The sequence below is a fragment of the Kitasatospora sp. NPDC032757 genome (assembly GCF_055579305.1).
This window is the reverse complement of the sequence record NZ_JBVINN010000002.1, coordinates 271,865-296,684: the sequence shown is the minus strand read 5'-3', so window position 1 is coordinate 296,684 and position 24,820 is coordinate 271,865. Positions and strand designations below refer to the sequence as shown.

The 24,820-nt window shown below is 74.4% G+C and carries 26 protein-coding genes; 6 read left to right on the top strand and 20 right to left on the bottom strand.

The features are described from left to right. Positions 1-10 precede the first annotated feature (10 nt). Positions 11-631 (bottom strand): TetR family transcriptional regulator, encoded by a 621-nt coding sequence (locus ACZ5WK_RS04435; RefSeq protein ID WP_465544816.1) that lies wholly within the window; start codon positions 629-631, stop codon positions 11-13. Positions 632-898: 267 nt separating this feature from the next. Here ACZ5WK_RS04435 and ACZ5WK_RS04430 point away from each other — a divergent pair, with 267 nt between their 5' ends. The 3 genes from ACZ5WK_RS04430 to ACZ5WK_RS04420 all read left to right on the top strand — a co-directional run bounded on the left by ACZ5WK_RS04430 (position 899) and on the right by ACZ5WK_RS04420 (position 3,488). Further along, complete coding sequence (locus ACZ5WK_RS04430) at positions 899-1,663, top strand: SDR family NAD(P)-dependent oxidoreductase (RefSeq protein ID WP_465544814.1); 765 nt, start codon at positions 899-901, stop codon at positions 1,661-1,663. Positions 1,664-1,974: 311 nt separating this feature from the next. Further along, positions 1,975-2,970: an FHA domain-containing protein gene (locus ACZ5WK_RS04425; protein WP_465544812.1), complete on the top strand. Its 996-nt coding sequence runs from the start codon at positions 1,975-1,977 to the stop codon at positions 2,968-2,970. 125 nt (positions 2,971-3,095) lie between these two features. Further along, complete coding sequence (locus ACZ5WK_RS04420) at positions 3,096-3,488, top strand: hypothetical protein (RefSeq protein ID WP_465544810.1); 393 nt, start codon at positions 3,096-3,098, stop codon at positions 3,486-3,488. A 112-nt stretch (positions 3,489-3,600) separates the two neighbouring features. Here ACZ5WK_RS04420 and ACZ5WK_RS04415 read toward each other — a convergent pair whose 3' ends face one another. Next, positions 3,601-4,260, bottom strand: a complete 660-nt coding sequence (locus ACZ5WK_RS04415) for a Pr6Pr family membrane protein (RefSeq protein ID WP_465544808.1) — start codon at positions 4,258-4,260, stop codon at positions 3,601-3,603. Between the two features lie 207 nt (positions 4,261-4,467). On the opposite strand from ACZ5WK_RS04415, the gene ACZ5WK_RS04410 reads away from it, so the two are divergent. Further along, a complete protein-coding gene (locus ACZ5WK_RS04410; protein WP_465544806.1) occupies positions 4,468-5,001 on the top strand; it encodes an SMI1/KNR4 family protein in 534 nt (177 codons plus the stop codon). Positions 5,002-5,049: 48 nt separating this feature from the next. On the opposite strand, the gene ACZ5WK_RS04405 is transcribed toward ACZ5WK_RS04410, so the two are convergent. The 5 genes from ACZ5WK_RS04405 to ACZ5WK_RS04385 all read right to left on the bottom strand — a co-directional run bounded on the left by ACZ5WK_RS04405 (position 5,050) and on the right by ACZ5WK_RS04385 (position 9,074). Beyond that, positions 5,050-6,015, bottom strand: a complete 966-nt coding sequence (locus tag ACZ5WK_RS04405) for a phosphotriesterase family protein (protein WP_465544804.1) — start codon at positions 6,013-6,015, stop codon at positions 5,050-5,052. Continuing rightward, positions 6,012-6,410 carry a carboxymuconolactone decarboxylase family protein gene (locus ACZ5WK_RS04400; protein WP_465544802.1) on the bottom strand — a complete coding sequence of 133 codons (399 nt, stop codon included), beginning with the start codon at positions 6,408-6,410 and terminating at the stop codon, positions 6,012-6,014. Before ACZ5WK_RS04400 ends, ACZ5WK_RS04405 begins: the two co-directional genes overlap by 4 nt. A gap of 17 nt (positions 6,411-6,427) precedes the next feature. Beyond that, a complete protein-coding gene (locus ACZ5WK_RS04395; protein ID WP_465544800.1) occupies positions 6,428-7,015 on the bottom strand; it encodes a DUF4865 family protein in 588 nt (195 codons plus the stop codon). 220 nt (positions 7,016-7,235) lie between these two features. Further along, complete coding sequence (locus tag ACZ5WK_RS04390; protein WP_465544798.1) at positions 7,236-7,805, bottom strand: TetR/AcrR family transcriptional regulator; 570 nt, start codon at positions 7,803-7,805, stop codon at positions 7,236-7,238. 249 nt (positions 7,806-8,054) lie between these two features. Further along, positions 8,055-9,074, bottom strand: coding sequence for an LLM class flavin-dependent oxidoreductase (locus ACZ5WK_RS04385; RefSeq protein WP_465544796.1), 1,020 nt, complete (start codon positions 9,072-9,074; stop codon positions 8,055-8,057). A gap of 455 nt (positions 9,075-9,529) precedes the next feature. Between ACZ5WK_RS04385 and ACZ5WK_RS04380 the strand changes: the two genes are divergently transcribed. Continuing rightward, a complete protein-coding gene (locus ACZ5WK_RS04380) occupies positions 9,530-10,519 on the top strand; it encodes an aldo/keto reductase (RefSeq protein ID WP_465544794.1) in 990 nt (329 codons plus the stop codon). Between the two features lie 448 nt (positions 10,520-10,967). Here the strand turns inward: ACZ5WK_RS04380 and ACZ5WK_RS04375 are convergent, their stop codons facing one another. The 7 genes from ACZ5WK_RS04375 to ACZ5WK_RS04345 form a co-directional block, all read right to left on the bottom strand. After that, positions 10,968-12,044, bottom strand: coding sequence for an LLM class flavin-dependent oxidoreductase (locus ACZ5WK_RS04375; RefSeq protein WP_465544792.1), 1,077 nt, complete (start codon positions 12,042-12,044; stop codon positions 10,968-10,970). Between the two features lie 4 nt (positions 12,045-12,048). Continuing rightward, complete coding sequence (locus ACZ5WK_RS04370) at positions 12,049-12,954, bottom strand: ABC transporter substrate-binding protein (protein WP_465544790.1); 906 nt, start codon at positions 12,952-12,954, stop codon at positions 12,049-12,051. Between the two features lie 53 nt (positions 12,955-13,007). Beyond that, positions 13,008-13,820 carry an ABC transporter ATP-binding protein gene (locus tag ACZ5WK_RS04365; protein WP_465544788.1) on the bottom strand — a complete coding sequence of 271 codons (813 nt, stop codon included), beginning with the start codon at positions 13,818-13,820 and terminating at the stop codon, positions 13,008-13,010. After that, positions 13,817-14,602, bottom strand: coding sequence for an ABC transporter permease (locus tag ACZ5WK_RS04360; protein ID WP_465545235.1), 786 nt, complete (start codon positions 14,600-14,602; stop codon positions 13,817-13,819). The genes ACZ5WK_RS04365 and ACZ5WK_RS04360 overlap by 4 nt, the downstream gene beginning before the upstream one ends. A gap of 125 nt (positions 14,603-14,727) precedes the next feature. Further along, positions 14,728-14,949, bottom strand: a complete 222-nt coding sequence (locus ACZ5WK_RS04355; protein WP_465544786.1) for a hypothetical protein — start codon at positions 14,947-14,949, stop codon at positions 14,728-14,730. Positions 14,950-14,955: 6 nt separating this feature from the next. After that, positions 14,956-15,750, bottom strand: coding sequence for an NrtA/SsuA/CpmA family ABC transporter substrate-binding protein (locus tag ACZ5WK_RS04350; protein WP_465544784.1), 795 nt, complete (start codon positions 15,748-15,750; stop codon positions 14,956-14,958). Beyond that, complete coding sequence (locus ACZ5WK_RS04345) at positions 15,747-16,874, bottom strand: ABC transporter substrate-binding protein (RefSeq protein WP_465544782.1); 1,128 nt, start codon at positions 16,872-16,874, stop codon at positions 15,747-15,749. The genes ACZ5WK_RS04350 and ACZ5WK_RS04345 overlap by 4 nt, the downstream gene beginning before the upstream one ends. Before the next feature lie 455 nt (positions 16,875-17,329). On the opposite strand from ACZ5WK_RS04345, the gene ACZ5WK_RS04340 reads away from it, so the two are divergent. Then, positions 17,330-18,112 (top strand): IclR family transcriptional regulator, encoded by a 783-nt coding sequence (locus tag ACZ5WK_RS04340; protein ID WP_465544780.1) that lies wholly within the window; start codon positions 17,330-17,332, stop codon positions 18,110-18,112. A 148-nt stretch (positions 18,113-18,260) separates the two neighbouring features. On the opposite strand, the gene ACZ5WK_RS04335 is transcribed toward ACZ5WK_RS04340, so the two are convergent. The 6 genes from ACZ5WK_RS04335 to ACZ5WK_RS04310 form a co-directional block, all read right to left on the bottom strand. Further along, a complete protein-coding gene (locus ACZ5WK_RS04335; protein ID WP_465544778.1) occupies positions 18,261-19,079 on the bottom strand; it encodes a winged helix-turn-helix domain-containing protein in 819 nt (272 codons plus the stop codon). An 84-nt stretch (positions 19,080-19,163) separates the two neighbouring features. After that, positions 19,164-19,292: a hypothetical protein gene (locus tag ACZ5WK_RS04330; protein WP_465544776.1), complete on the bottom strand. Its 129-nt coding sequence runs from the start codon at positions 19,290-19,292 to the stop codon at positions 19,164-19,166. An 807-nt stretch (positions 19,293-20,099) separates the two neighbouring features. Then, entirely contained in the window at positions 20,100-20,648 is a 549-nt protein-coding gene (locus tag ACZ5WK_RS04325) for a GTP-binding protein (protein ID WP_465544774.1), read from the bottom strand. A 103-nt stretch (positions 20,649-20,751) separates the two neighbouring features. Next, on the bottom strand, positions 20,752-21,231 hold the full coding sequence (locus ACZ5WK_RS04320) for a DUF742 domain-containing protein (protein ID WP_465544772.1): 480 nt from the start codon (positions 21,229-21,231) through the stop codon (positions 20,752-20,754). Next, a complete protein-coding gene (locus tag ACZ5WK_RS04315) occupies positions 21,228-21,647 on the bottom strand; it encodes a roadblock/LC7 domain-containing protein (protein ID WP_396319915.1) in 420 nt (139 codons plus the stop codon). The genes ACZ5WK_RS04320 and ACZ5WK_RS04315 overlap by 4 nt, the downstream gene beginning before the upstream one ends. Further along, a complete protein-coding gene (locus ACZ5WK_RS04310) occupies positions 21,644-24,607 on the bottom strand; it encodes a sensor histidine kinase (protein ID WP_465544770.1) in 2,964 nt (987 codons plus the stop codon). The genes ACZ5WK_RS04315 and ACZ5WK_RS04310 overlap by 4 nt, the downstream gene beginning before the upstream one ends. Between the last annotated feature and the right edge of the window lie 213 nt (positions 24,608-24,820).

Sequence of the window (24,820 nt, the reverse complement as noted above, 5' to 3'; positions counted from 1 at the left end):
TGGCATCCGGTCAGCTGACGAGCGCCCAGAGGCGCAGACCTGCGGTCAGTTCGCGCATGCAGCGGGCGCCCAGTTCCTGGGGCGATCCCGGGCCGGCGGTCGGGGCCTGTGAGAAGGCCCACTCCTCCAACGCCACCCGAATGGCGGTGGTCGCGGCCGCCGCCGCGAGCCGGATCTCCAGCGCGTCCGTCCCGTGCGGGCAACGGGAGGCGATCACCTCGCGCAGCCGCTCCTCCGAGTCGCCGTGCACCCGCTGCCAGACGTCGGCCAGGCTCGGGTCCCGGAGCAGGTCGCGGGTCCAGTGCATGGCCTCGACGGCCGGGTCGTCGGACGGGGTCAGCGACTCGACCGCCGAGCGCTCCAGCGCCTCACGTACCGGCAGCTCGGCCGAGCTCTCCGCGAACAGCAGGACCCAACGCTGCCCGCCCGCCGCCAGCAACGGGGCGACGGCGTCCTCCTTGACCGAGAAGTAGCGGTAGAAGGTGCGCAGCGAGATGCCGGAGGCGAGGGCGATCTCCTCGGCGGTGACCGCGTCGGCGCCGCGCTCGGCGAAGAGTTCGGCGGCGTTGCGGGCGATCTCCAGCCGGGTGGCGTCACGGCGGCGCTGGTTCAGGGTCGGGCGTCCGGTCACGGTGGTCAGCGTACGCGGGCGGGCGGGCGCGGTGGCGCAACGTGCCACTTCGGCGCGGCGTGCCGTGATGGCGTGGCGGGTCGCGGTGACGCGGCATCGGCCTGGCGCGGCGGGTCGCGGTGGCGCAGCCGGTCACGTCGGCGCAGCGCAGCGCAGCGCGGGACACGGAGTGTCGATGTGGCACGTTGAGCCTTATTGGCACGTTGTGCCACTTCGGCGTACCGTGTCATGCGAGGTCGCGAGACCACGAACGAACGGAGTACCACCATGGAGCGCTTCAGCGGACGGAACGTCCTGATCACCGGCGGCGGCTCGGGCATCGGCCAGGCCACCGTGCACCGGATCCTCGCCGAGGGCGGGCGGGTCGTCGCGGTCGACGTCAACGAGGACGGCCTGAAGGCCACCCTGGACCGGGCGGCCGCCGCGGGCACCGCCGACCGTCTGACGATCACAGTGCTGGACATCTCGGACGAGGCCGCCGTCCGGACGGGTGTCGCCGAGGCGGTGGCCAGCCTCGGCGGGCTGGACGTCCTGGTCAACGCCGCCGGGATCCTGCGCTCCTCGCACACCCACGAGACCACGCTGGAGTTCTGGAACAAGCTGATCGCGGTCAACCTGACCGGCACGTTCCTGATGACCCGCGAGGCGCTCCCCGCCCTGCTCACCGGCGGGAAGGGCGTGGTGGTGAACTTCAGCTCCACCTCCGCGACCTTCGCCCACCCCTACATGGCCGCGTACGCCGCGACCAAGGGCGGTATCCAGTCCTTCACGCACGCGATCGCGTCGGAGTACTCCAAGCAGGGACTGCGCGCGGTCTGCGTCGCCCCCGGCAGCATCGACAGCGGCATGACCAACAACCCCGGCCTGCCGGAGGACGCCGACTTCAGCCTGCTCGCCAAACTCTCCCCCGCCCTCGGCCAGGGCTTCGCCGGGCCGGAGACGGTGGCCGGCGTGATCGCCATGCTGGCCTCGGACGACGGCGCCTTCGTGACCGGCACCGAGATCCGGATCGACGGCGGCACCCACATGTGACCCGCTGCCCGCCGGGTCATCGGTGGCGGGCCGAAGCGGTCGGCGGCCCCGGTCTCGACCGCTTCGGCCCGTCACAGCCGGCCGGCGAAGGGCCGCGAGCGGAGCCCGGCGGTGCCCCGGCGCCCGGTGCCCGAGCCGGCCGGCCGGCGGTTTCCCGGAGGGCGACCCCGGTCGGGGCTGTTCCTGAGCGCGGGGGTGGCCTTTACTGGAAGGGAAGGCACCCGAGCCGACGGGCGGGCGGACCGATCCGCCGCCGTCAGTGGTTCACCGGTTCACCGGTTCGCCGGTCTCACCCGGCAGGAGGTAGTGCCATGAGCCCGCCTTCGCGAGAGCAAGCCTTACCCCGTCTCGTCGTCGACAGCCCCGACCAGCTCCACGGGCAGGTCTTCGTCCTCGCCGATCAGCCGATGACGGTCGGCCGGGACTCCGAGTGTCAGATCCACGTGGGCGATCCCGGCGTCAGCCGGCGCCATGCCGTGGTGTGGCGGTCCGGCGGGCACACGACCGTCGAGGATCTCGCGTCCACCAACGGCACCCGGCTGAACGGCCACCCGGTGCTCGGGCAGCAGGAGCTGCACACCGGGGACGTGCTGGACTTCGGCCCGTTCGAGGTGCACTACGAGGAGCCGCGCGACACCGCCGTGACCGTCCCCGGGGTCGGCGCGGCGGGGCTGACGGCCACCGTCGCGGGCGTCCCGCCGCCGGGCCGGCAGGCACCAGCGCCGCCACCGCCGTCACAGCCACCACGGCCCCAGTGGCCGCAGCCGTCCCAGCAGGCACCGCCGCCGTCCCCCCAGCCACCGTCCCACCAGGCGCCGCCGCCTCCGGCACGCCCTGCGCAACCGGAGCGGCCGCAGCCCGCGGCGGGGCACCGGTTCGACGTGGAGCAGCAGCAGGCCGGGAACCTCAGCAACGTCGCCGGGAACCAGTACAACTACGTGATGCAGGCGCGGCGGGACAGCTTCTTCCGCGAGATCGCCGCCACCCGCACCCGGGCACGGCACCTGGTCATGGCCGGTTTCCTGCTGCTCGTGATCGGCGGCGGAGTCTACGGCTGGGCGCTGGTCAGCTTCATCGTCCGCACCAACAACGCCGCCCAGTCCGCCAACCCCGACTTCTCCGTACCCGACCTGCTCGGGCCGAAGGTCGGCGGAGTACCGGTCGGCGCCCTCGGCTTCGCGGCGGCGGCGATCGGCGGCGTCCTGCTGATCGTCGGCATCGTCCTGCACGTCGTGACCACCTCGCGGCGCCGGCGCTTCGAGGAGGAGGAGTCACGCCGGCTGAACGTGCCGCCCCCGCCGCGCTGAGGCCACTGCGTCGCCCCCGTCGGTGGCCGCCGGCCCGGGCGGTCGCGTCAGGCCGACGCATCAAATCACGGCGTCAAGCCGTCGCATCGAGCCGCCGCACCGAGTCCATCACGGGAGGCCCGGCCATGGTCTTCAACATCGGCAGCCAGCAGGGCGGCGTGATCAACAACGTCGCCGGCGACCAGACCGTCCACGGCGGTCAGTCCGGCCACTTCACGGCGGACGGGCAGGACGTGCGCGGGCTGGTCGGCGAACTCCGTACGGCCGTCGAGCAGGCGCAGCTGCCGCCGGCGGTGGCGCCCGAGGTCCGGGCCGAACTGGACTCGATCGATGCGGAGGTCGCCCGGCCGGAGCCGGACCGCGAGGCGGTCGCCGGCCGACTGACCCGGGTCACCAGGCTGCTCAGCTCCGCCGGCGCCCTCGTCGCCGCCGGCACCGGCCTGCTCGGACCTCTCTCCGCACTGGCCGGCTGGCTGGGCACCCTGGGCCTGCCGGTCCTGCATGCCCTCGGGGGCTGAGGCCGGCCCGTCCTCGGACCGTCTGCTCGGACCACCCGGCTTTCGGCCGGTGGCTCGCCGCCGCCGGCCCGCGGTCGTCGGACCGCGTCCAGGGCGCGCCTCCGGCTCGTGGTCAGGTCGGCCGGGCGTGGGCGCGGCGGCCGGTCGGCGCGGTGCCGGTACGGGCGTCCCGGCGGTCGCCGAGGGTGTTGCCCGCCCACAGCAGCACGGCCCCGACCAGGGCGAAGCCCCCGGTCGTCAGGAAGGACGCCCCCGCGACCCGGCAATAGCCGCCCGGGATGGCGGGGTCGAGGAACACGTACGGGTACCAGTCGACCACCACGCCGCGGAGCAGCGTGTAGGCGAGGTAGAGCAGCGGGGGCACCAGCCAGCCGGCTGCCTCCACCGGGCGGATCCGGCGCTCCGGCGGGTCGACCAGCCAGTCGGCGAGCACTGCGGCCGGCACCACCTGGTGCACGACGTGGTGGACCCACGGGACCATCATGTCGACGGGGTAGGGCGCCTGGAGCAGTCCGTACGCGAGCCCGGTGACGGTCGTGCAGAGCAGTACCGCGCCCCGCACCGTACCGGGCACCGGGCGCCGGCCGGTCAGTGCGGCCCCTCCGCCGAGCAGCAGGACGGCCGCGGCGGCCATGGCGCTGAGGTTGCCGAAGTAGCTGAAGAAGTTCGGCAGTCCGGTGATGCCGGTCGCGGCGCGGTGGCCCGCGAAGCCGAGTGCGACGACGGTGAGGAGCGCGAAGGCGATCCTGGCCGGGGCGAGCCATCGGTACATCCTCGGATCCGCCTCTCCGCCGGGGGCTACGGTGCCGTGGTTGCTCAGATTCAAACCCCGGCACGGGAATCCGGCCACCGGGCGGCGGCCGACGGGCCGGTGGCCGGCACGTCGGTCGGTGAGCAGAGGGGCCTGAGTGGCGGGGCGGCGGGCGACCCGCGGCGGGCGGCGGATCGGTCTGTCGGGGGGAGGCGCTAGCGTGCGGGCATGACCGCGACGACGACCGGCGACGACCGCAGCTTCCCGCCCGCCCTGGCCGAGGTGGCCCGGGTGGAGTTCGAGTACGGCGAGGAGGGCGAGGGCGTCGACTTCGAGCCGTACGACGTCTTCGACTCCGCCGAGGAGACCACCGACTGGATCCGGTCCTGGACCGGCAACCGCGAGCTCGACGGAGCCGCCTACCGGGTGTTCGGGCAGGACGGCACCGGGGGCCTGGCCGCACTCTGGCTGGTGCGGCCCGGCCGCCCGCTCGCCGACCAGCCGGTGGTCTTCCTGGGCTCGGAGGGCGAGCGGGGGGTGGTGGCCGGGAGCCTCTCCGACTTCCTCTGGGTGCTGGCCGACGGCCTCGGCCCGCTGGAGGCCGCCGTCCACGAGGAGTGGGAGTCCCGTCCCTCCCCCGTCCTGGCCGACCTGGCCGAGCGCCACGCCACCACCGCGCGCCGGCCCGCCCGCGAGATCATCGCGGAGGCGCAGAGCGAGTTCGCCACGTTCTCGGAGGACCTCGACGCACTCTGCCGCTGAACCGGCCGCGGGGACAGGACCCGGTACGTCGGTGCCGGAGGTGCCCGCTCAGGAGGGCCAGGCCACGGCCAGCGCCCGGGCCGGGTTGGCCGTCAGGAGGAGCTCGGGCAGCTCGGGGCCGAACTCACGGGCGAGGCGCGGAGCGAGGGCGGTGAGGAGGTGCGCCGGGCCGGGGGCCAGGCGAGCGGTGCGGGTGGTGGTGTCGCCGCCGAGGAGGAGTTGCGGGGCGTGGCCGGCCTCCACCAGGGCGGCGACGGTGTCGAACAGGTGGTGGTCGGTGGCGTGGTGGGCACGGGAGGGGCCGTCCAGGGCGAGGTACGCGCCGGACTCGGCGAGGTGCCGGTGCAGCCGTAGGTCGGGGAACCGGTTGAGGTGGCCGAGGATCACCCGCTGCGGGGGCACGCCGTACCGGTCGCAGAGCAGGTCCAGGACGTCGGACGCGGCGGTGCCGAGTTCGTGGTGCACGGCGATCGGGGCCCCGGTGGCGTGGTGGGCCTCGGCTGCGGCCGCCATCACGCGGCGGGTGTGGTCGCCGAGGCCGTGGTAGTCGCCGGCCACCTTGACGAGTCCGGCCCGGACGCCGCCCGGCACGTCGCGCAGGCCGGTGGTCAGCTCGGCGGTGAACAGCTCACCGAGCCCCTCGTACAGCGCGGCCAGCACGGCCGGTTCGTAGTGGACGGCCTGGTGCAGGCCGGTGGCCGCGACCAGGTGGACGCCGGTGGCGCGGGAGAGCCCGGCGAGCGCGTCGCCACCGCGGCCCATGCCGTGCGGGGTCCACTGGACGAACGCCCGGCCGCCGGCCGCCGCGAAGGCGCGCAGGACCTCCTCGGCCGCGGCGGCGTCGTCCAACTCCTCGCCGGGGAGGCGGGGGCTGCGAAGGAAGAGGTGGTCGTGGGCGTCGCACACGCCGAGCTCGGCGGGGTCGAGGTCGCCGAGGACGGTGCGGACGGTGGGGTCGCCGAGGACGGTGCGGTCGGCGCGGACGGCGGCGCCCGGAGCGACGGCGCCGGTCATGCGGACTCGGCGAAGGTCGCGGCGGCGACCCGCAGGCCGGCCAGCGCCTTGGGAACGCCGACGTAGGGCGCGAGGTGGACCAGCACCTCGGTGATCTCCTCCCGGGTGACACCGATCCGCAGGCTGATGCGGACGTGGTCGGCGAGCTGTGGTTCGACGCCGCCGAGCGCGGTCAGGGCCGCCAGGTTGGCGATCTGACGGTCACGCAGGGCGAGGCCTGGCCGCTGGTAGGTGCCGCCGAAGAGGCTGGTGACGATCCAGTCGGGGAAACCGGGCGCCAGTTCGTCCAGGCCCTGGAGGGTGGTCGCCTGCGTCTGCGGGCCGGCGAGTTCGTTCAGCAGGGCGTAGCCGGCGGCGCGGTCCAAGGGGGTGGGGGTGAGCGCGGTGGAGTCCATCGGAGGGGGTGGTCCTTTCACCAGTGGCGCCCGGCTGGCAGCCGGTCGAGTTCGGGGCTGGACAGGTGGAGCACCTCGTAGCGGGTGCCGGGTTCGGCCTCGGGGGCCGCGCCGTCCCAGAGAGCGATGCGCAGCAGCTCCCAGCGGCTGGGGTCGACGGCGACCGCGGCCGTGTGCAGGGCGGGGTGGTCGGGCAGGGCGGCGAGGGCGGCCTCCACGGCCTCGGCCGGGTCGGCGCCCTCCGGGAGGCGTTCGATGTGGCGGGTGGCATGGCGGGTGGCGGTGACCGGGGCGTCCCGGGCGGGGCCGCGGCGCAGGCCGGTGCCGAGCCAGTGACGGACGGCAGGGCGGCCGAAGTCCTGGCTCAGGCCGCGGAAGCCCGGGCCCCAGAGGAAGCTGTTCATGCCCTCGGGGGTGCGCCAGAGGTAGAACGGGGCGTACTCGTTGACGGGCGACCCGGCCCGGCCGCGCTCGCGGATCAGGTACGCCTTGAGGCCGAGGCCGGGGAAGGCGTCGAGCAGGTGGCCCTTGTCGGCGACCCGCTGACGGATGATCCCCATGTCGTAGTCGGCCGGGAGGGTGATCTCGTACTGCATGGCGTGCACGGGCGGTCTCCCCGAGTCGTGACTCCGGGCCGGACGCGTCGGCCGGCCCGGCGGGCGGCGGGTGCTTCAAGGCGGGTGCTTCAGGGCGGATAGCTCAGGCGGGTGCTTCAACGCGGGTGGCTCAGGCGAGCGTCTCGCGCAGGCAGCTCAGGCGGGCAGCTCAGGCGGGTGCGCCGGGCCGGTGCTTCACGCAGGTGCTTCGGCCGGGGCGATGGGCCGGTCAGCCGATGCGGTGGGCTGCGAGCAGGCCGAGGACGCCGCGGACGGCCTGTTCGAACGGCTCGGCGGTGCCGGCGGCCCGGGCGAGGACGTATCCGCCCTGGACGACGGCGACCACGGCGGCGGCGGTGTCGGCCGGGTCGGCGGCGGGGGTGAGCTCACCGGCGGCCTGCCCCTCGGCGACCACCTCGGCGAGACGGCCGCGCAGCCAGTCGAAGGTCTCCTCGACGGGTGCGCGCAGCTGTGGGTCGGCGATGACGTCCGGGTCCTGGGCCATCCGCCCCATCCGGCAGCCGCGCAGCACCTCGCGTTCGCGGTGCAGGTAGGCGGCGATCCGGTCGTAGGCGGTGCCGGGGCCGGCCAGGTCGGCCTCGGCGATCGCCCGCATCTGCTCGGCGCTGCGGCGCAGGGCGGCGGCGGCGAGGCCGGGCTTGCCGGTGAAGTGGTGGTACATGCTGCCCTGGCCGACGCCGGCGTGCTGCTGGATGGCCTTGGGGCTGGTGCCGACGTAGCCGCGCTCCCAGAGGAGTTCCTGGGTGCTCTCGATGAGGCGGTCCTGGGTTGCTGCCATGCGGATCACTGTACATACCTGTAGGTACAGTGTCCATACCAGTAGGTACAGAAGCCGGGGGCTCGTGAGACGCCGATGGGCCGTGGGCCGCCGCCGGCGGTCCACGGCCCCGTGTGATCACCGTCCCCCGGGACGCAGCGCGGCATTCACCGCGTCACGGAGGCGCGCGTCACCCGGGGGAACGGTCGGACGGCGGCTGCCGGAGCCGCATCCCGGCCGACGATGCCGGAGCGTCAGGCCCACCGGCAGTCACGGCAGTTCACGGCGGATCACCGGGGCGACCTCGCTCGCGAACAGTTCCAGCTGCTCGTGCTGCACCTCCTCGGTGAGCGAGTCCACGCCGATGCCGACCACCTCGTTGCCGAAGGCCTCGTGGTAGCGGTGGATCTTCTCGATCACCTGCTGCGGACTGCCGACCAGCGCCGAACCGCGTTCCAGCGCGTCCTCCAGCGACGTGAACGGCGAGTTGTTGTGCTTGCCGGCCGCGGAGTTGAACAGCGCGTCCCAGTAAGGGCGGAAGCCCGCGACGGCATCCTGCGAGCGCCGGGCGATGAACAGGCCGCCGAAGCCGGTGCCGACCCTCGCGTCCTTCGGGTCGTGGCCGTGGTGCTCCCAGCGCTCGCGGTAGTGGTCGACCAGCGCCTTGTACTTCGCCAGCGGGTGAAAGGAGTTGGCGGAGAACAGCGGGTCCCCGTAGCGGGCGGCGAGATCGGTGGACTGCTCGCTGGTGGCACTGCCGTGCCAGACCGGGATCGGATCCTGGAACGGGCGCGGCGAGGTGGTCACCCCCGTGAGCGGCGGCCGGGTGGACCCCTCCCAGCTGACCTTCTCCTCACGCCAGAGCCGGTGCAGCAGGCCGTAGTTCTCGGCCAGCGCGTCCCACTGGCGCTCCTCCGGCAGGCCGAACAGGTCGAAGTGGCGCGGGTCGTTGCCCTTGCCGATGATCAGTTCGAGGCGTCCTCCGGAGAGTTGGTCGAGCACCGCGTAGTCCTCGGCGACCCGGACCGGGTCCAGGATGCTGAGCACCGTGACGGTGGTGAAGAGCCGGATGGTGGACGTGCGGGCGGCGATGGCGCTGAGCAGCACGGGCGGCGCCGGGGAGAGGAACGGCTCACCGTGCCGCTCCCCCACCCCGTAGCCGTCGAAGCCGAGCCGCTCGGCGGTGACGGCCTGGTCGATGACGTTGTGCAGCTTCTCGTACGGGGTGCGCTGCACGCCGGTGACGGGGTCGGGTCCGTTGGAGACGAGGGACGAGACGGTGAACCGCATGGCGGCCTCCTTGTGGGCGTTCGGCGGCCTGGGGCCACCGGGCGTGCCCCGCAAGGCCTGCGAGGGCCTTCGGGGCGCCCGGTGGCCTTGAGAGGCGCTCGGAGATCGGCTCCGCCGGGAGACGGCGGGGCCCGGGGCTTCGGTGGCGGCCCGGCGGAGCGCCCGGCAGGCGGCTGCGCTCGCACGGGGGCAGCACCGGGGGCAGGACCGCGCGGAGGTCGGCTCTCGGGCGGAGGTCGGCTCTGCGCGGTGTCAGCGCGCGGCGGGGCGCGGGCCGCGGAGGTTACCGGGGCTGCCGGGGCTGCCGGGGCGACAACAGCGCGGGGGCGCGGCACGGTCGGACATCCCCGCTCCCCCCTTCGCCTCGCACACACACGATCCCCCGCGAGCATAGGCACCGGTCGGGAGCGGGGCAAGAGCTTGATCCCGGCCGCCGGACTGGCAGGATGTCCGCCATGACCTACCTCGCCGCGGATGACCGCTATGCCTCGATGACCTACCGCCGGGCCGGCCGCAGTGGCGTCCAGCTGCCCGCCGTCTCGCTGGGTCTGTGGCACAACTTCGGTGACACCCAGCCCCTCGACGTGCAGCGGGCGGTACTGCGCCGCGCGTTCGACCGGGGCATCACCCACTTCGACCTGGCGAACAACTACGGCCCGCCGTACGGCAGTGCCGAGCGCAACTTCGGCTATCTGTTCGCGCAGGACTTCCGCCCGTACCGGGACGAGCTGTTCATCGCGAGCAAGGCGGGCTGGGACATGTGGCCGGGCCCGTACGGCGACGGCGGCAGCCGCAAGTACCTGCTGGCCAGTCTGGACCAGTCGCTGGGCCGGATGGGCCTGGACTACGTGGACGTCTTCTACTCGCACCGCCACGACCCGGACACTCCGCTGGAGGAGACCATGGGCGCGCTGGACTCGGCGGTGCGCTCGGGCAAGGCCCTGTACGCGGGCATCTCCAACTACCCGGCCGCGCAGCACCGGGAGGCGGTGGCGATCCTCCGCGACCTGGGCACGCCGGTCCTGATGAACCAGTCCGCGTACTCGATCCTCAACCGGTCCGTGGAGGACGGCGTCCTCGACGCGGTCGGCGACACCGGGACCAGCCTGATCGCCTACTCGCCGCTGGCCCAGGGCCTGCTGACCGACCGCTACCTCTCCGGCGAGGTGCCGGCGGGTTCGCGGATGTCGGTCGGGCACTTCCTCAAGGAGGAGGCGCTGACCGGCGCCAAGCTGGAGCAGCTGCGGGCCCTGAACAAGGTGGCCGAACGGCGCGGCCAGACCCTCGCCCAGCTGGCGCTCTCGTGGGTGCTGCGGGACGAGCGTGTGGTGTCGGTGATCATCGGCGCCAGCAGCGTCGAGCAGCTCGACCAGAACATCGACGCGCTGAACGGCGGCCCGCTGACCACTGAGGAGCTGGCAGAGATCGACGCGCTGAGCCGCTGAACTCCTGGCAGGTCTCGGCGGATTGCGCGGGGACCCGGCGGAGTCGCGGGGGGGGGGGGGGGGGGGGGGGGGGGGGGGGGAGGGGGGGGGGGGCGGGGGGGGGGGGGGGGGGGGGGGGGGGGGGGGGGGGGGGGGGGGAGAGGTGTGTTTGGGGGGGGGGTGGGGTGGGGGGGGGGGGGGGTGGGGGGGGGGGGGGGGGGGGGGGCGCCCCCCCCCCCCCCCCCCCCCCCCCCGCGACCGCACTCCGGCCGGGCAGCCGGGCAGGCCGCGCACGCCGGGGCCGTGACCCGCCGGGGCGCCGGGCGTTGCACCGTCCGCACACGTCCTTCGAGACCCCGGGAGTCCCCCGTGCGGACGATCCTCCTGCGCACCCTGGCCCGCTTCGCCCGTCAGCCGGCGCTGACCTCCCCCGCGCCGTTCCCCGTCCTGCCCGGCACGCTGCCGCGCGCTACCGGCGACTGATCCCCAGCGCGGGCAACACCGTCTCGGCCACCCGGTGGGCCTCCTCCAGCAGCGGGTTGCCGGAGAGGATGAAGGTGTCCACGCCGAGCGACTCGAACTCCTGGAGGCGCTCGACCACCTGCGCGGTGGAGCCGACCACCGCGGTTCCCGGCCCCGGGCGGAACAGGCTCATTCCGGGCCAGAGATTCGGGTGGCTCTCCAACTCCCTTGCACGCGCTGGGACTCTGCCGCCGTGCTGGCGGAACTGCCGCTGCCAGCCGACCCCGTCCTCGCCCTTGGCACCGCCGAGCTGCCGGGCGTAGGTGGCCTCGCTGGTGACGTCGAGCAGCCGGTCCGCGGCGGCCCAGGCCTCGTCCTCGGTGTCACGGACGATCAGGTGCAGCCGCAGCCCGATCCGCAGGCTGCGCCCGTACGCGGCGGCACGCTCGCGGACGAGGTCCAGCTTCTCCTTCAGCAGGTGCGGCGGCTCGCCCCAGGTGAGGTAGACGTCCACATGCCGGGCGGCCATCTCGATCCCGGCCGCCGAACTGCCGCCGAACCAGAGCGGGATGCCGCCCGGCTGCACCGGGGTCAGCTCGCGCAGGCTCGCACCGGCGTTCTTCAGGTCGTAGAACTCGCCCTTGTGGTCGAAGACTTCACCCGCCGTGAGGCGCTTGACGATCGACCAGTACTCGGCGCTGAGCCGGTACCGGTCGTCGTGCTCGACGTCCAGGCCGTACTCGCGCAGCTGCGCGGTCGATCCGTTGACCACGTTGAAGCGCAGCCGGCCGCCGTGCAGGTGGTCGAAACTGAGCGCCATCTTGGCCAGCAGGGTGGGCGAGATCAGTCCGGGGTGCACGGCCAGCAGCGGCTTGAACGCGGGGGTGGTGGCGGCCGCGAGCGCGTTGCCGAGATCCCAGACGTCGTAGAGGTCGGTCGCCAGCAGCGCGCCGGTGTAGCCCAACCTCTCGACGCTGACCGCGAGTTGCTGGAGGTAGCGGAGGTCGACCGGCCGGCGGCCGGCGGGCTCCCACGGGTAGTGCCCCTCGCGCGGGATGATGTACCAGAGGACTTCGGAGGCCATCGGGTCAGACCGCCCTGGCGAGCGCGGCGGCCACCAGGGCCTCCAGGCCGGGCAGATGGGCGTCGGCCACGGTCACCGCGCGGTCGATGAAGCCGACCCCGTGGAAGATGTCCGCCGCCTCCTGCTGCTCGGCGACGAACCCGGCGGTGGCGGGCTCCAGTTGCCACGGAAGCGCGGCCAGAGCGGCCTCCCAGTCCTCGGCCGTGCCGCCCAGGTCGGCGGCGGCGATCGCGGCCGCCTCGGCCGGGTTGGCGGCCACCCAGGCGTCCGCCCGGCGCAGCGCGGCGCCGATCGCGGCGACCACCTCGGGGCGGTCGGTGGCGAAGCCTCGGCGGGTGAAGAACACCGAGCGGTCGGTGATGACGTCACCCGTCCGGATCAGCTCGCGGAACCCTCCGCCCCGCCGGGCTGCGGCCAGCTCGGCGCCCTGCGCGATCCAGCCGGCGATCTCGCCGTCGCGCAGCCGCTGCGCCTGGTCCTGGCCGGCCGCCGGGCGGACGGGGGTGATGTCGGCGGCGTAGGAGAGGCCCTCGGCGTACAGGGCCTTGGCGAGCAGGTGGGTCTGCCAGGAGCCGACGCCGAGCACGACGGTCCCGCCCTTGAGGTCGGCGACGGACCGCACCGGGCCGTCGTCACGCACCAGCAGCGCGCCGTGGTCCGGACGGGGCGCGGAGACCACCGCGTACACCAGGTCGTGGCCGGCGGCCTGGGCGGTGACCGGCGGGGTGGATCCGGTACCGCCGAAGTCGATCGTTCCGTCGGCGAGCAGCTCGCCCGTTCGGGTGCCGTCGGTGTAGTGGTGGAACGCGCCGGTCTCGCCGAGCGGGGCCAGCTCCTCGTCGAGGTGGTCCAGCCGGGAGAGGTAGTAGAGCGTGGGGTTGGCGGCATGGACGCCGAGGGTGATGGCCATGGTGAACTCCGTTGCGGGTGGTGGGGGCTGGGGCCGGCTCCGGTGGAGCGGGGTCAGTGGACGCCGAGGTCGGCGAGCAGGCGGCGGCGCAGCTCGGCGAAGGCCGGGTCGGCGGGGTCGCGGGGCCGCCCGACGGTGACGCGTTCGTCGCGGACGAGGCGGCCGTCGCGCAGGACGGCGACGCGGTCGGCGAGCCGGACGGCCTCCTCCACGTCGTGGGTGACCAGCAGCACGGCCGGACGGTGACGGCGGACGAGCTCGCCGACCAAGTCCTGCATGCGCAGTCGGGTGAGCGCGTCCAGGGCGGCGAACGGCTCGTCCAGCAGCAGCAGTCGGGGCTCGCGGACGAGCGCCCGGGCGAGCGCGACGCGCTGCGCCTCGCCGCCGGAGAGGGTGGCGGGCCAGGCGTCGGCGTGCTCCTCCAGGCCGACCTCGGCGAGCGCCCGCAGCCCGGTCGCGCGGGTTGCGGCGGCGCGTGGCAGGCCGACGGTGACGTTGGCCAGGACCCGCTTCGAGGGGACCAGCCGGGGCTCCTGGAAGACCACGGTGCGCGCCGGCGGGACGAGAACGGTGCCGGCATCGGCCTTGTCCAGGGCGCCGAGGATGCGCAGCAGGGTGGTCTTGCCGGTGCCGCTGGCGCCGAGCAGGGCGACGAACTCGCCGCGGGCGATGGAGAGATCGACACCGTCGAGGACGGCCCGGGTGCCGAAGACCCGGCGCAGACCGCGCAGGTGGACGGCGGGGACCGCTGCGGTGCCGGCCGTCGGCGTCTCGGCGGCGGGCCCTGTGGGGGTGGCAGGTTCGGCGGTGGCGGGTTCGGCGGGCGCGGTGGTGGCGGTCGGGGTGGTGGCGGTCGGGGTGGTCATCGGCCCGCTCCTTGGGTGGCCTTGCGCCAGGGCATCAGGAAGCGCTCCAGGACGCGGACGACTCCGTCGGCGGTGAGGCCGAGCAGCCCGTAGATCAGGATGCAGACGGCGAGGACGTCGGTGCGCGAGTAGTTCTGCGCCTGGGCCATCAAGTAGCCGATTCCCTCGGTGGAGTTGATCTCCTCGGCGGCGATCAGGGCGATCACGCTGAGCGTCATGGAGAGCCGCAGACCGGAGAGGAGCGAGGGCAGGGCGCCGGGCAGGACCACGGTGCGCACGATAGCCCAGCGGCCGAGGCCGAAGCTGCGCATGGCCTCGATCAGCTTGCGGTCGGTGTTGCGGACGCCGCCGGAGGTGGAGACGTACATCGGGAAGCTGGTGGCGACGCCGATCAGGGCGATCTTCGCCGTCTCGGTGATGCCGAACCAGACCATGAACAGTGGCACCAGAGCCAGGAACGGCACCGTGCGCAGGACTTGGACCGCCGAGTCGAGCAGCTCCTCGCCGAGCCGGAAGAACCCGGTGACCACGCCGAGGACCAGCCCGGCCGCGGCGCCGAGGAGCAGGCCCAGGCCGGCCCGGGTGAGCGAGACGGTCAGCGCGTCGGTGAGCTGGCCGTTGCCCCAGAGCTCGCCGACCGCGTGGGCGACCTGGCCGGGCGAGGCGAGCACGTCCTGGGTGAGGGCGCCCGTGCCGGAAGCCAGCGCCCAGCCGCCGAGCAGGGCGAGCGGGCCGATGGTGCGCAGGGTGACGGCGAGGGCGCGCGGGCGGGGCCCGGGCAGCCTGGTCCGCGGGGCGACGAGACCGGCGTCGAGGGCGGCCGCGGTGCCGTCGTCGGCGGCGGTCGCGGTGGCGGGGCCGGTGGCCGCGGTGGCCGCACCCGGGGCCGCCGTGGCCGTGGCGGTGCTCACTCGGCGCCGCCCGCGAACGTGCTGATGTCGATCAGGTACGGCCTGACGTCGACCAGCTGCCTGGTGACCTTCTGGTCGGCGAAGAACCGGGCGACGGTGCCGAAGCGGACGGTGTCGGCCTCGGAGATCACGTCCGCGGTGGCGCCCTGCCTGCCGACGACGATCGCGACGTCCTTCTCGGCCGCGGTGACGGCGGTCGGTCCGGCGTCGGTGAACACGTTGAGCTAGGCGGCCGGGTCGGCCTTCTCCTTGAGGCCGTTCTCGTGCAGGTAGGTGTAGAAGGCCTTGACCACCTCCGGGTGCTTCTCCGCGAAGCCGTTGCGCACCGCCCAGACGGCGTAGTTGTCGGAGCCGACCTCCTTGCCGTTGGCCAGGAAGTGCGCACCCGCGTTGGCGATCGACGGGGTGGAGAAGGTGTTCCACGTCGCCCAGGCGTCCACCTGCCCCGAGTTGAAGACCCCCGAGGTCTGGTCGGCGCGCAGGTAGACGCGCTCCACCGCGTCGGCCGGGACGCTGTTCTTCTCCAGTGCCTTCAGCAGCAGGTACTCGCTGGTGCCGCCCTGCGAGACGGCGACCTTCCTGCCGGCCAGATCCCGGACGGACTTGATGGGCGAGTCGTTCTTCACCAGGATGCCCTCGCCCACCCCGTCGGGTGCGGTCTGGGCGAACAGCTTGAAGCCGGGCTTCTGGGCGAGCGCGGCGACGGCCGAGGTGATCGAGCCCTGGGCAACGTCGAGCTGGTCGGCGGAGAGCGCCTGGGCGGCGGGGGCGAACGGGCCGGCGCTGCCGGTCCAGGCGACCTTGGCGTGGACGGCGGCCAGGGCTCTGTCCAGCGAGCCGTCCTTCTTGCCCACTGCGAGGAAGCCGTTGTTGCCCGGATCGGGCAGGCGCAGCACGACGTCGGCCTTGCCCCCGCCGTCGGCGGAGGCCCTGGACCCGTCGGCGGACGAGCCGCAGGCGGCCAGGGCTGTGGTGGCGAGCAGCACGGTGCCGGCGAGGGCGAGGCGGGAGGTCTTCACTGGCTGGCTCCAGGTGGGGTCGGCAGGGGGTGGGGCGCGGAGAACGGGCGGCCGGCGGCTTGGGGCAGAGGGCCGGGCGCTCCGGGCGGACGGCCGGCGACGCGGCGGCGTTCGACCAGCTCGCGAGCGGCGCGCAGCGGCTCGGGGTCGGTCCAGGCGCGGACGTCGACGGGGGCGGCGAGGAAGCCGTGGCGGTGCAGGAACCGCTCCTGCTGGGCCAGCAGGCCCAGGCGCTCCTCGGAGAGGTCGAGGTGCAGGGTGCGGTGACCACCCGCCGCGTACGCCCCGGCGACGCCCTCGGCACCTGCGCCCGTCTCGGCCTGCAGGATGCGGACCACCTCGGCGGGGTGGCCGGCGGCCCAGTCCGCGGCGTCCAGCAGGACGGCGAGGAAGCGGGCGACCAGCTCCGGGTGGTCGTCCAGCAGCCGCTGGTGGACGGTGACCGGGCGCGGCGTGCCGTTGTTGACCCGGGCGCGGCGGTCCGGCGCGGCGTCCAGCTCGACGGCGACCTCGGCGCCGATCCGGCGGGCCGCCTCGACGGCCAGCGCCCCCTTGACGTAGACGGCGTCCACGGTGCCGTCGCGCAGCGCGGCCAGCTCGCCCGCCCATTGCCCGCCACCGGGCAGGGCCGGGACGTCCACCAACTCCGCGTCGTCCGGGGTGAGTCCGGCCAGTGACAGTGCACCGTGCAGGCCGGTCAGTGCCATCGCCCGCCAGAAATCGATGCCGATCCCATGACGTGGAACGGCGAGCCGCAGGCCGCGCAGCTGCCCGGGCGCGGTGATCCCGCTGCCGGAGCGGACCAGGACGACTTGGCGCTCCTCGATCCAGGTGAGGCCGATCAGCCGGGTCCGCTCGCCCCGCGAACGGGCCCAGAGGGCGGGCACGTTGCCGCCCTCACGGAACAGTCCGGTCAGCGCGTGGGTGTAGTGGTGGTCGGCGGCGACCTCGGGCGGGGCATCCTGGAGCGAGCGGACGGCGATGCCGTCGGCGGCGAACTCCCGGGCGAGCCACCCCTGGTCGGCGGCGATGCCGGTGGCGGTGGGGACGGGGCAGCGGGTGAACCAGAGGGTGTCCGGGGCTTCGGCTGACGCCTGGACGGCGGTTCGGGCGTGACTGGGCACGGTGGGCGGGTTCCTCTGCGGATGGGGGTGCACGGGCGCGGCGGGGCACGGCTCGGACGCGGGACGTCGGGTGGGCGGTGTGGCTTCGCGGCGGCACGGGAGAGGTCAGCGACAACAGACGCAGGGGGCGGGGCACCGGTGGGTCGTCACGGCGCTCCTCCTTCCTGCGGACCGGGACCGTCGATGCGGCCGGCCGACGGGGATCGTCGGGGGCCGTCGGCGAGCCGGACGCGCACGGGCCCGGCGGGTGCTCCGGGCGGGGCCGTCCGGAGCGATGCGCCGAGCGTTCCACGGCGCGGGAGCACGAAGCAAGCTTTTGCCACATGATGGGATCGCTTGTTCATGAACGCCATTCCATTGCAACGCCATCGACATAATCCCGAAGCATCGGCTGCCCTACTCTGGGGACCGACTTCGGTGAACCGGCCGGAGCGCCGGACAGAACGCGAGGTGCCATGGCCGAGGCCGCCACCGCCGTCCAGAGCCCGCCGGCCGGCGCACAGGCCGTCCAGCGGGCCCTGGGGCTGCTGCACTGCTTCCACGACAACGGCCCCGACCTGAGCGCCTCGGACCTGGCCCGCCGGATGGGACTGTCGGTCTCCACCGCGCACCGGCTGGCCCGCACCCTGGTGAGCGCCGCGTTCCTGGAGCAGGACGAGCAGACCGCCCGGTACCGGCTCGGCCCGGCCGTCGCCGAACTCGGCCAACTCAGTTTTCACCAGCGCGGGCTGCACCTCGCCGCTCCCGAGCTCGACCTGCTCGCCAGGCGCACCGGCGCCACCGCGGACCTGGCGATCCGCAGCGGTCCGCACGCGGTGATCCTGGTCGGCGCCTCGGTCCGCCCGGACACCGGGCTCGGCCTGCGCCGGCCGCTGCACTCGACGGCGCTGGGCAAGGTCCTGCTGGCCTGGCCGCGCCCCGGTGACCCGGGGGCGGCGGCGATCGGCCCGCTGCAACCGTTCACCGACCGGACGATCACCGAACCGGAGCTGCTGGCCGAGGAGTTGGCGAAGGTCCGCGCCGCGGGCTTCGCGCTCAACGACGGCGAGTCGGCCACCGGGGTCCGGACCGTGGCGGTGCCGGTACTGGACAGCGGCGGGCAGGCCCGGTTCGCGCTGGCCGTCCGCTCGACCCCGGTGCACCTCACCGACGACCGGCTGGACTGGTTCCTCGGGCACGCGCGGACCTGCGCGGGCGCACTGGCCGTCCTGCTGCTGCCACCGGACCAGCGCGCCTGAACGACGGGGCCGGCCGGCACTCCCGGCCGGGCCGGCAATCCGGACCGGGCCGGGCCGGAACGACGGTGCGGGCCGGACGTCCAGGGGGAACGCCCGGCCCGCACCGGCAGGGTTCAGCGGCGGCTCGCGCGCGTGTCCGCGCCCGGGTTCACACCACCGGGGTGTACTTGTAGCCGACCCGACGGACCGTCACGATGCTGTCCCGGTAGGCCGATCCGAGCTTGCGGCGCAGGCGCGCCACGTGCACGTCCACCGTGCGGCCGTCGCCGACGTGGCCGTAGCCCCAGACGGCGGAGACCAGGTGGTCGCGGGTGTGCACGCGCTGCGGGTGCTCGGTCAGGTGGGCCAGCAGCTCGAACTCCAGGTAGGTGAGGTCGAGCAACCGCCCGTCGACGTAAGCGTTGCGGCGCTCCACGTCGACGGTGATGCCGCGGCCGGCGGGCCGGACCGGGCGGACGACAGCAGACCCGTTGGACGGGACCGCCGACGGCACCCGGGCGCCGCCGGAAGCGGCGGAGACCGTCGAAGTCGCGCCGACGGAGGGCGAGCCGGCCGGAGCCGACCCGGTCTCGGCGGGCACCAGGACCAGGTACCCGACCATCGGGTGGCCGTTCGCACCGCCGAGCTGCGCACCGAACTGGGCGCCGTACTGGGCCAGCAGGGCCTGCGGCAGCGCGCCCTGAGGGAGAGCGGCGACCACGGTGGCCCCCTCCGGCAGTGCGGCGAGCAGGGCCTGCGGAGCCTGCGGGGCCGGGGCTCCCGGCGCGACCGCGGCCACTGCCGCGGTGTGCGACGGGGTGGCCGCCGGGTGCTGCTGGACGGACGGGTGCTGCGGGCTGATGGCGTGCTGCGGACCGGCCTGGTGCTGGCCGTGCCATCGGTCGGCGCTGGAGGGAACGGAGCGGACCGCGCGCAGGTGCGGGGTCGCGGCGGGCAGGGGAAGGGTGGCCGTGGAGGAAGAAGACATGGTGCCGCTCATTTCGCGCGTGTGACGGACGGGGTGGAGTCGTCTGCGCATCGACCGGGCGTACTGCCGGGGGCTGATCAGAAGTCAGCGGGCGGAGTACCGGGACGCGCTGGGCGAACCCGGACACGTCTGGTCGAACAGGTGCGGCTGCCGGGACGGCCAGAACGGCTCGAGGTCGAAGTGACCTCGGCTGCTGTCCACGACGTTGCTCATGCGCCCATTCAACCATGTGAACGGACCGTTGCTCCGCACGCGGTGCATCGCCCCCGGCGCGCGGACGGGACCGGCAACGGCTCTGATGCCGGCGACGGCGACGGGGGTGGAGGTGGGGAAGACGAGGTTCACTGGTGCTCTCCGCGAGGCGGGCCTTGGCCACGGCCGTACGCCGGACGGGGCGATGTCCGATACGGCCGGGTCGACGAGTTGACGGATCGTCAGGAGGTGGACGGGGCGGTGACCCGGCGACCGCCACCGGAGGGGGCGGGGCGCGCGGGGCCGGCCGGGAGATCCGTCGGAACAGCAGGGACGGGCTGGTCCGTCACCGACAACAGGCGCTGCAGATCAACGCGTGGTCGATGTACCGGCGGATCGTCAGCGCTGGGGTGACCGGAGTGAGGGCGGGTGCGGCTGCTGCGCGTCGCTGGTCGACGGTCACGGTGCTGCCCCTCCCCCTGGTTCCCGAACGTCCTGGCCGAACGCCATGGCCGGACATCCCTTGCCGCACGCCCCTGTCGGACGCCCTTCTCGGACATCCCCTGCGGCATCCGGTACATCGTTGCTGTGGTGCGCCCCGGTGCCTGCACCGCGGCGTCCTGCGCGGTGCCCCTTCGGGCGCCCCGAGACATCCCGACAGCAGGTCCGGGCGGCCTTCGAGGACAGAGCCTTCCACGCCGTGCCGGTCAAGGCAACCTCCCGGCCGCAGAACGTCCGGGATGCGGACGCCCGAATGAGACGGCGGACTCCCGAGCCCCGGCCGGACCGTCCGACCGACCGCCCTTCGAACCGTCGCCCGCCCCTCCGTCAGACCCGTGCGGGAGCGCCGCGGCGTCGTTCCGCGGCGTGTTCGACCAGCGTGACCAGGAGTTCCTTCCCGTCCTCGCGCCGGCGCGCATCGCACAGCACCACCGGGATGCCCGGGTCCAGATCGAGCGCGTCCCGGACCTCCTCCGCCGTGAACGCCTCGGTGCCGTCGAAGCAGTTCACCGCCACCACGAAGGGGATGCCGCGCTGCTCGAAGAAGTCCACCGACGGGAAGCAGTCCGCCAGCCGCCGGGTGTCGGCGAGCACCACGGCGCCCAGCGAACCGCGCGCCAGCTCGTCCCAGACGAACCAGAACCGGTCCTGGCCCGGCGTGCCGAACAGGTAGAGCGCGAGCCCGGGCCGCAGGTCGATCCGGCCGAAGTCCATCGCCACGGTGGTGGTGCGCTTGGCCTCCACGCCCGAGGTGTCGTCCACCGGGCGGCCGAGCTCACTCAGCTCCTCCTCGGTGCGCAGCGGACGGATCTCGCTCACCGAGCCGACCAGCGTCGTCTTGCCCGCGCCGAAGCCGCCGGCGACCAGGATCTTCACGGCGACACCCGGACCGCCCCGCCACAGCGGGTCGCCGGCGTTTCCCCGTCCCCCGGCTTGCCGGTGTCCCCGGTGTCCCTCGTGTTCCTCGCGGGGCTGGTGGTCAGAGCGCACGGAGTCCATTGATCACGTCTCGCAGCAGGCGCTCGTCCGGCAGCTCGGCGAGCGGAACGGGTCGGGTGACGCTGATCAGCTCGGCGTCGTAGAGGTCACCGAGCAGGACGCGGACCACACTGACCGGAAGGTCGGTGTAGGAGCCGAGTTCGGCGACGGACAGCGGCTCCCGGCGGCACCAGGCCAGGATGGTCTGGTGCTCCGGGTCGAGCACGTGCGCGGGCACGGCGTCCGCGGACGGCCCGGGCTCGGCGGCGGTGACCAGCGAGATCAGGTCGAACAGACCGTCCTCGACCGGCCGGGTGCGACCCCGGGTCATCGAGTAGAGCCGCACCACCGGCCCGGCGTCGTCGTCGAACCAGCGGTCGTCGACCGGGGTGCGCGCCCGGAACAGGTCGACGTCGGGCTCGTCCCCGCCCGGGTCGTCCTGTTCGCGCGTCGGCTCCTCCTCCGCCATCGGGCCGCTCATCTCCCCGGCGGGGCGACTTCGGTGCGTGGCTCGGCGGCCAGGTGCTCGCCGACCCGCTTGACCAGCAGGGCCATCTCGTAGGCGATCTGGCCGATGTCGGCCTCGGCCTCGCTCAGCACCGCCAGGCAGCTGCCGTCGCCGGCCGCGGTGATGAAGAGGAACGCCTCGTCGAGCTCCACCATGGTCTGGCGGACGCCGCCGACCTTGAAGTGGCCGCCGGCGCCCTTGGCCAGGCTGTGGAAGCCGGCCGCCACGGCGGCGAGGTGCTCGGCGTCCTCGCGGTCGAGGTCGCGGGAGGCGCCGGTGGCCAGCCCGTCGCTGGACAGGATCACCGCGTGCCGCAGGGCCGCGACGCGACCCACCAGGTCGTCCAGGAGCCAGTTGAGGTCCCCGGATGACTGCGTCGAAGTGGTCATGAATCTGTTCCTTCCGCTGGAGCGGGTGGTGCGGGTGGTGCAGACACTGCAGGTGGTGCGGGTACTGCGGTTGGTGAGGGTGTTGACGACGGTGTCCGGGCCGCGCGCGGCGCCGGGAGTGCGGACGGCATGCGGTTGGCCAGCGGCGCCGAGCCGGTCGCGGGCGGGGCGGGCAGCGCGGCCGGGGCGGGCGCCGGGCTGATCGCCCGTCGGGCCGGGTCCGGGGGCAGCCAGGCGGGTACGGCGACGGGCCGGCCGGGCGGGTTCGCCGGCGCGGTCCCGGTGCCGGTCCCGGTCCTGGTACCGGTGGTGACTCCGGCGCCGCGTCCACGGGTGAAGCCGCGCTGGAACGAGGCGAAGGTCGCCCGCGCCTCCTCGGGCGAGCGCTCCCGGATGCTCTCGGCACCACCGGAGCCCTGCCCGGAACCCGGAGAGGCGTCCTGGGCGGCGCGCTCGCGCAGCTGCGGCGCGAGGCTCGCCTGGCGCACCCGGCGCGGCAACGGGCCGGGGCCCGCGGGCGCGCCGCCCGCCGGAGCGGCGCCGGCAGGGCCGGAGGCGGCGGGCGCGGGTACAGCGGCGGGGGCAGCTGCGGCGGCCGGGGCAGGAACAGCGGCAGGCGCAGGTACGGCGGCGGGCGCCGAGACGGGTCCAGCGGCGGGCGCAGGCACGGCCGCCGGGGCAGTCGCGGCCGCCTCATCGCGGCGGTGGCGGCCGGTGCCCGGGGAGTCCTCGTCGCCGGGCGTCGGCACCAGCACCGGACCGCTCTTGGTCCGGGAGCGCCTCGGCAGCCCGCCCGGGGTGCGGGCCGGTTCGGGCGCCGACGGGCGCGGCCCGCCGCTCACCCGGTGCCGCCCGCCCTGGCCGGCCGCGGCGACCGGGCCGCCGCCCGCCGCGCCGCCGGCACGGCCGTCGTCGCCCTCGTCGCTCAGCGCCGGCACCGCGACCAGGTCGCGCTGGCCCCGCCGGGCGGGCACCGCGCGCTGCGCCGTACCGGCAGCGCCGGTGACGCCCGAAGCACCCGAAGCGGCGACGCCCCCTCCCGAGGGCGGCTCCGGCAGTCCGTCCGGCGCCTCCGCCAGCAGCTCGCGCGGGATCAGCACCACCGCCGTCGTCCCCCCGTACGGCGAGGGCCGCAGGTGGACCCGGATGCCGTGCCGGCGGGCCAGCCGGCTGACCACGAAGAGGCCGAGCCGGTCGGTGTCGGCGAGGTCGAACTCCTGCTCCACGGCGAGGCGTTCGTTGATCTCGGCGAGCGCCTGCTCGCTCAGCCCGAGGCCGCGGTCGTCGACCTCCAGCGCGAAGCCGTGCGCCACCACCTCGCCCTGGACGGTCACCTGGGTGTTGGGCGGGGAGAACACGGCGGCGTTCTCGACCAGTTCGGCCACCAGGTGGGTGACGTCGGCGACCGCACTGCCGAGCAGTCCGGTGCCGGGGAACGGCCGGACGGTCACCCGGGCGTAGTCCTCCACCTCGCCGACGGCGGCGCGGACCACGTCCACCATCCGCACCGGCTTGCGCCAGGCCCGGCCCGGCGAGCCGCCGGCCAGGATGATCAGGCCCTCGGCGTGGCGGCGCATACGCGTGGTGAGGTGGTCGACCTTGAAGAGGTCCTCCAGCTCCGCCGGGTCCTCGGTGCGGCGCTCCATGGTGTCGAGCAGGGTCAGCTGGCGGTGCAGCAGCACCTGGCTGCGCCGGGCCAGGTTGACGAAGACCGCGGAGACGCCGCGCCGCAGGTCGGCCTGTTCGACGGCGGCCTCGACGGCGGCCCGCTGCACGGCGTTGATCGCCCGCCCGACCTGACCGACCTCGGCCGGGCCGAACTCCAGCTCGGGTGCCTCCGCCGCGACGTCCACCGCCTCACCCCTGCGCAGCCGCAGCATCACCGAGGGCAGGCGGGTGCCGGCCAGCTCGTTGGCCGCGTTGCGCAGGCCGATCAGCTCGCGGGCCATGCCGCGGCCGATGCGGTAGGAGATCATCACCGACAGCACCACGGCGATCAGGCCGATCGCACCGGCGATGCCGCCGCGCCAGAGCATGCCGACGGCGTAGGAGCGTTCGCGGTCGCCGATCGCCACGGCGAGGCGGCTGTTGATCGCGGCGAGGTCGCCCAGGGCCCGGTCCGCGGTCTCCCGCCAGGAGTCGCCGTTGATCGCCTGGACCACCCGGTCCGGCCCGCCCGCGCCGACGAAGTCCGCCTCGGCGCGGGCCAGCGCCGCCCAGGCCTCGCCGCCGCGCAGGGCGATGTAGTCGGTCTGGTCGGCCGGTTCGAGCTCGGCGATGTAGACGGTGAACAGCGCCTGCTGGTTGTGCAGGGCGTCCAGCGCAACCTGGTACTGCTCGGCCGTGGGCCGCCCGGTGGCGGTGCGCAGCCCCTCCATCGCCGCGTCCTCCTGCGCGAGGTACTCGCGGGCGCGCGCCAGCTCGATCAGGATCGTTCCCTGGCGCGGAAGTTGGCCGCTCTGCCGGGCGACGAAGGCGGACCGGAAGCTGAAGGTGGGCTTGACGAGGTCGCTGTACTGGCCGAGCGCGAACTCCCAGTTGAGTGCCGCGCGGTTGACCTGGCCACGCAGCGGGGCGAGCTGGTCCGCGGCGGCGAGGATCTGCACGAAGCGCCCGCGCTGCGCGGTGTCGAGCCGGCTGCCGCCGCTGTCCTTCTTCTGCCGCAGCACGGCCAGGCCCTGGTCGGTGGCGGCCTGGGCGTGCTCGAAGGCGTCCCGGGCGGCCCGCGAGGCCGGGTCGGCCAGCCGCTGGACGGCGGCGCGGCGCTCGTTCTGCAGGTCGGCCGCGTACTGGTCGACCGGTGTCCCGAACTCCTTGTACGTACTGCTGACCTCCAGTCGGCTCCAGACGTCTCCGGTGGTGGCGAGTGTCGCGTAGGCCCACAGGGCGGTCAGGGCGACGATGGGCACCAGGAGCAGCGCGATGATCTTCGCGCGGATCGAGCTGCTGCGCAGACGCATGGAGTCCTCGGTCGGGAAGTGCCAGGCGCGGACGGGGAGCGGTTCGAGGGACAGGCGGGACGACAGTACGGGCGGAACAGGCGGAACGACGGTACGGCAGGGCGGGTCTGGCGGGCGGTCGGTGGGCACATCAGGCCTGGCCGGGAGCTCCCGGCCGCAGGTCTGCGAGAGCCTACTACGCCCTGACCACTCGTTCGAGGGGCGAACCTGTCC

Bases quoted from the DNA above. Each gene is read 5' to 3' on its own strand.
- ACZ5WK_RS04390 (WP_465544798.1), bottom strand. From the start codon at position 7,805: ATGGCAGCAACCCAGGACCGCCTCATCGAGAGCACCCAGGAACTCCTC.
- ACZ5WK_RS04335 (WP_465544778.1), bottom strand. From the start codon at position 19,079: ATGTCTTCTTCCTCCACGGCCACCCTTCCCCTGCCCGCCGCGACCCCG.
- ACZ5WK_RS04425 (WP_465544812.1), top strand. From the start codon at position 1,975: ATGAGCCCGCCTTCGCGAGAGCAAGCCTTACCCCGTCTCGTCGTCGAC.
- ACZ5WK_RS04385 (WP_465544796.1), bottom strand. From the start codon at position 9,074: ATGCGGTTCACCGTCTCGTCCCTCGTCTCCAACGGACCCGACCCCGTC.
- ACZ5WK_RS04320 (WP_465544772.1), bottom strand. From the start codon at position 21,231: ATGAGCGGCCCGATGGCGGAGGAGGAGCCGACGCGCGAACAGGACGAC.
- ACZ5WK_RS04380 (WP_465544794.1), top strand. From the start codon at position 9,530: ATGACCTACCTCGCCGCGGATGACCGCTATGCCTCGATGACCTACCGC.
- ACZ5WK_RS04420 (WP_465544810.1), top strand. From the start codon at position 3,096: ATGGTCTTCAACATCGGCAGCCAGCAGGGCGGCGTGATCAACAACGTC.
- ACZ5WK_RS04340 (WP_465544780.1), top strand. From the start codon at position 17,330: ATGGCCGAGGCCGCCACCGCCGTCCAGAGCCCGCCGGCCGGCGCACAG.
- ACZ5WK_RS04370 (WP_465544790.1), bottom strand. From the start codon at position 12,954: ATGGCCATCACCCTCGGCGTCCATGCCGCCAACCCCACGCTCTACTAC.
- ACZ5WK_RS04415 (WP_465544808.1), bottom strand. From the start codon at position 4,260: ATGTACCGATGGCTCGCCCCGGCCAGGATCGCCTTCGCGCTCCTCACC.
- ACZ5WK_RS04400 (WP_465544802.1), bottom strand. From the start codon at position 6,410: ATGGACTCCACCGCGCTCACCCCCACCCCCTTGGACCGCGCCGCCGGC.
- ACZ5WK_RS04315 (WP_396319915.1), bottom strand. From the start codon at position 21,647: ATGACCACTTCGACGCAGTCATCCGGGGACCTCAACTGGCTCCTGGAC.
- ACZ5WK_RS04365 (WP_465544788.1), bottom strand. From the start codon at position 13,820: ATGACCACCCCGACCGCCACCACCCCGACCGCCACCACCGCGCCCGCC.
- ACZ5WK_RS04310 (WP_465544770.1), bottom strand. From the start codon at position 24,607: ATGCGTCTGCGCAGCAGCTCGATCCGCGCGAAGATCATCGCGCTGCTC.
- ACZ5WK_RS04405 (WP_465544804.1), bottom strand. From the start codon at position 6,015: ATGACCGGCGCCGTCGCTCCGGGCGCCGCCGTCCGCGCCGACCGCACC.
- ACZ5WK_RS04375 (WP_465544792.1), bottom strand. From the start codon at position 12,044: ATGGCCTCCGAAGTCCTCTGGTACATCATCCCGCGCGAGGGGCACTAC.
- ACZ5WK_RS04330 (WP_465544776.1), bottom strand. From the start codon at position 19,292: ATGAGCAACGTCGTGGACAGCAGCCGAGGTCACTTCGACCTCGAGCCG.
- ACZ5WK_RS04430 (WP_465544814.1), top strand. From the start codon at position 899: ATGGAGCGCTTCAGCGGACGGAACGTCCTGATCACCGGCGGCGGCTCG.
- ACZ5WK_RS04410 (WP_465544806.1), top strand. From the start codon at position 4,468: ATGACCGCGACGACGACCGGCGACGACCGCAGCTTCCCGCCCGCCCTG.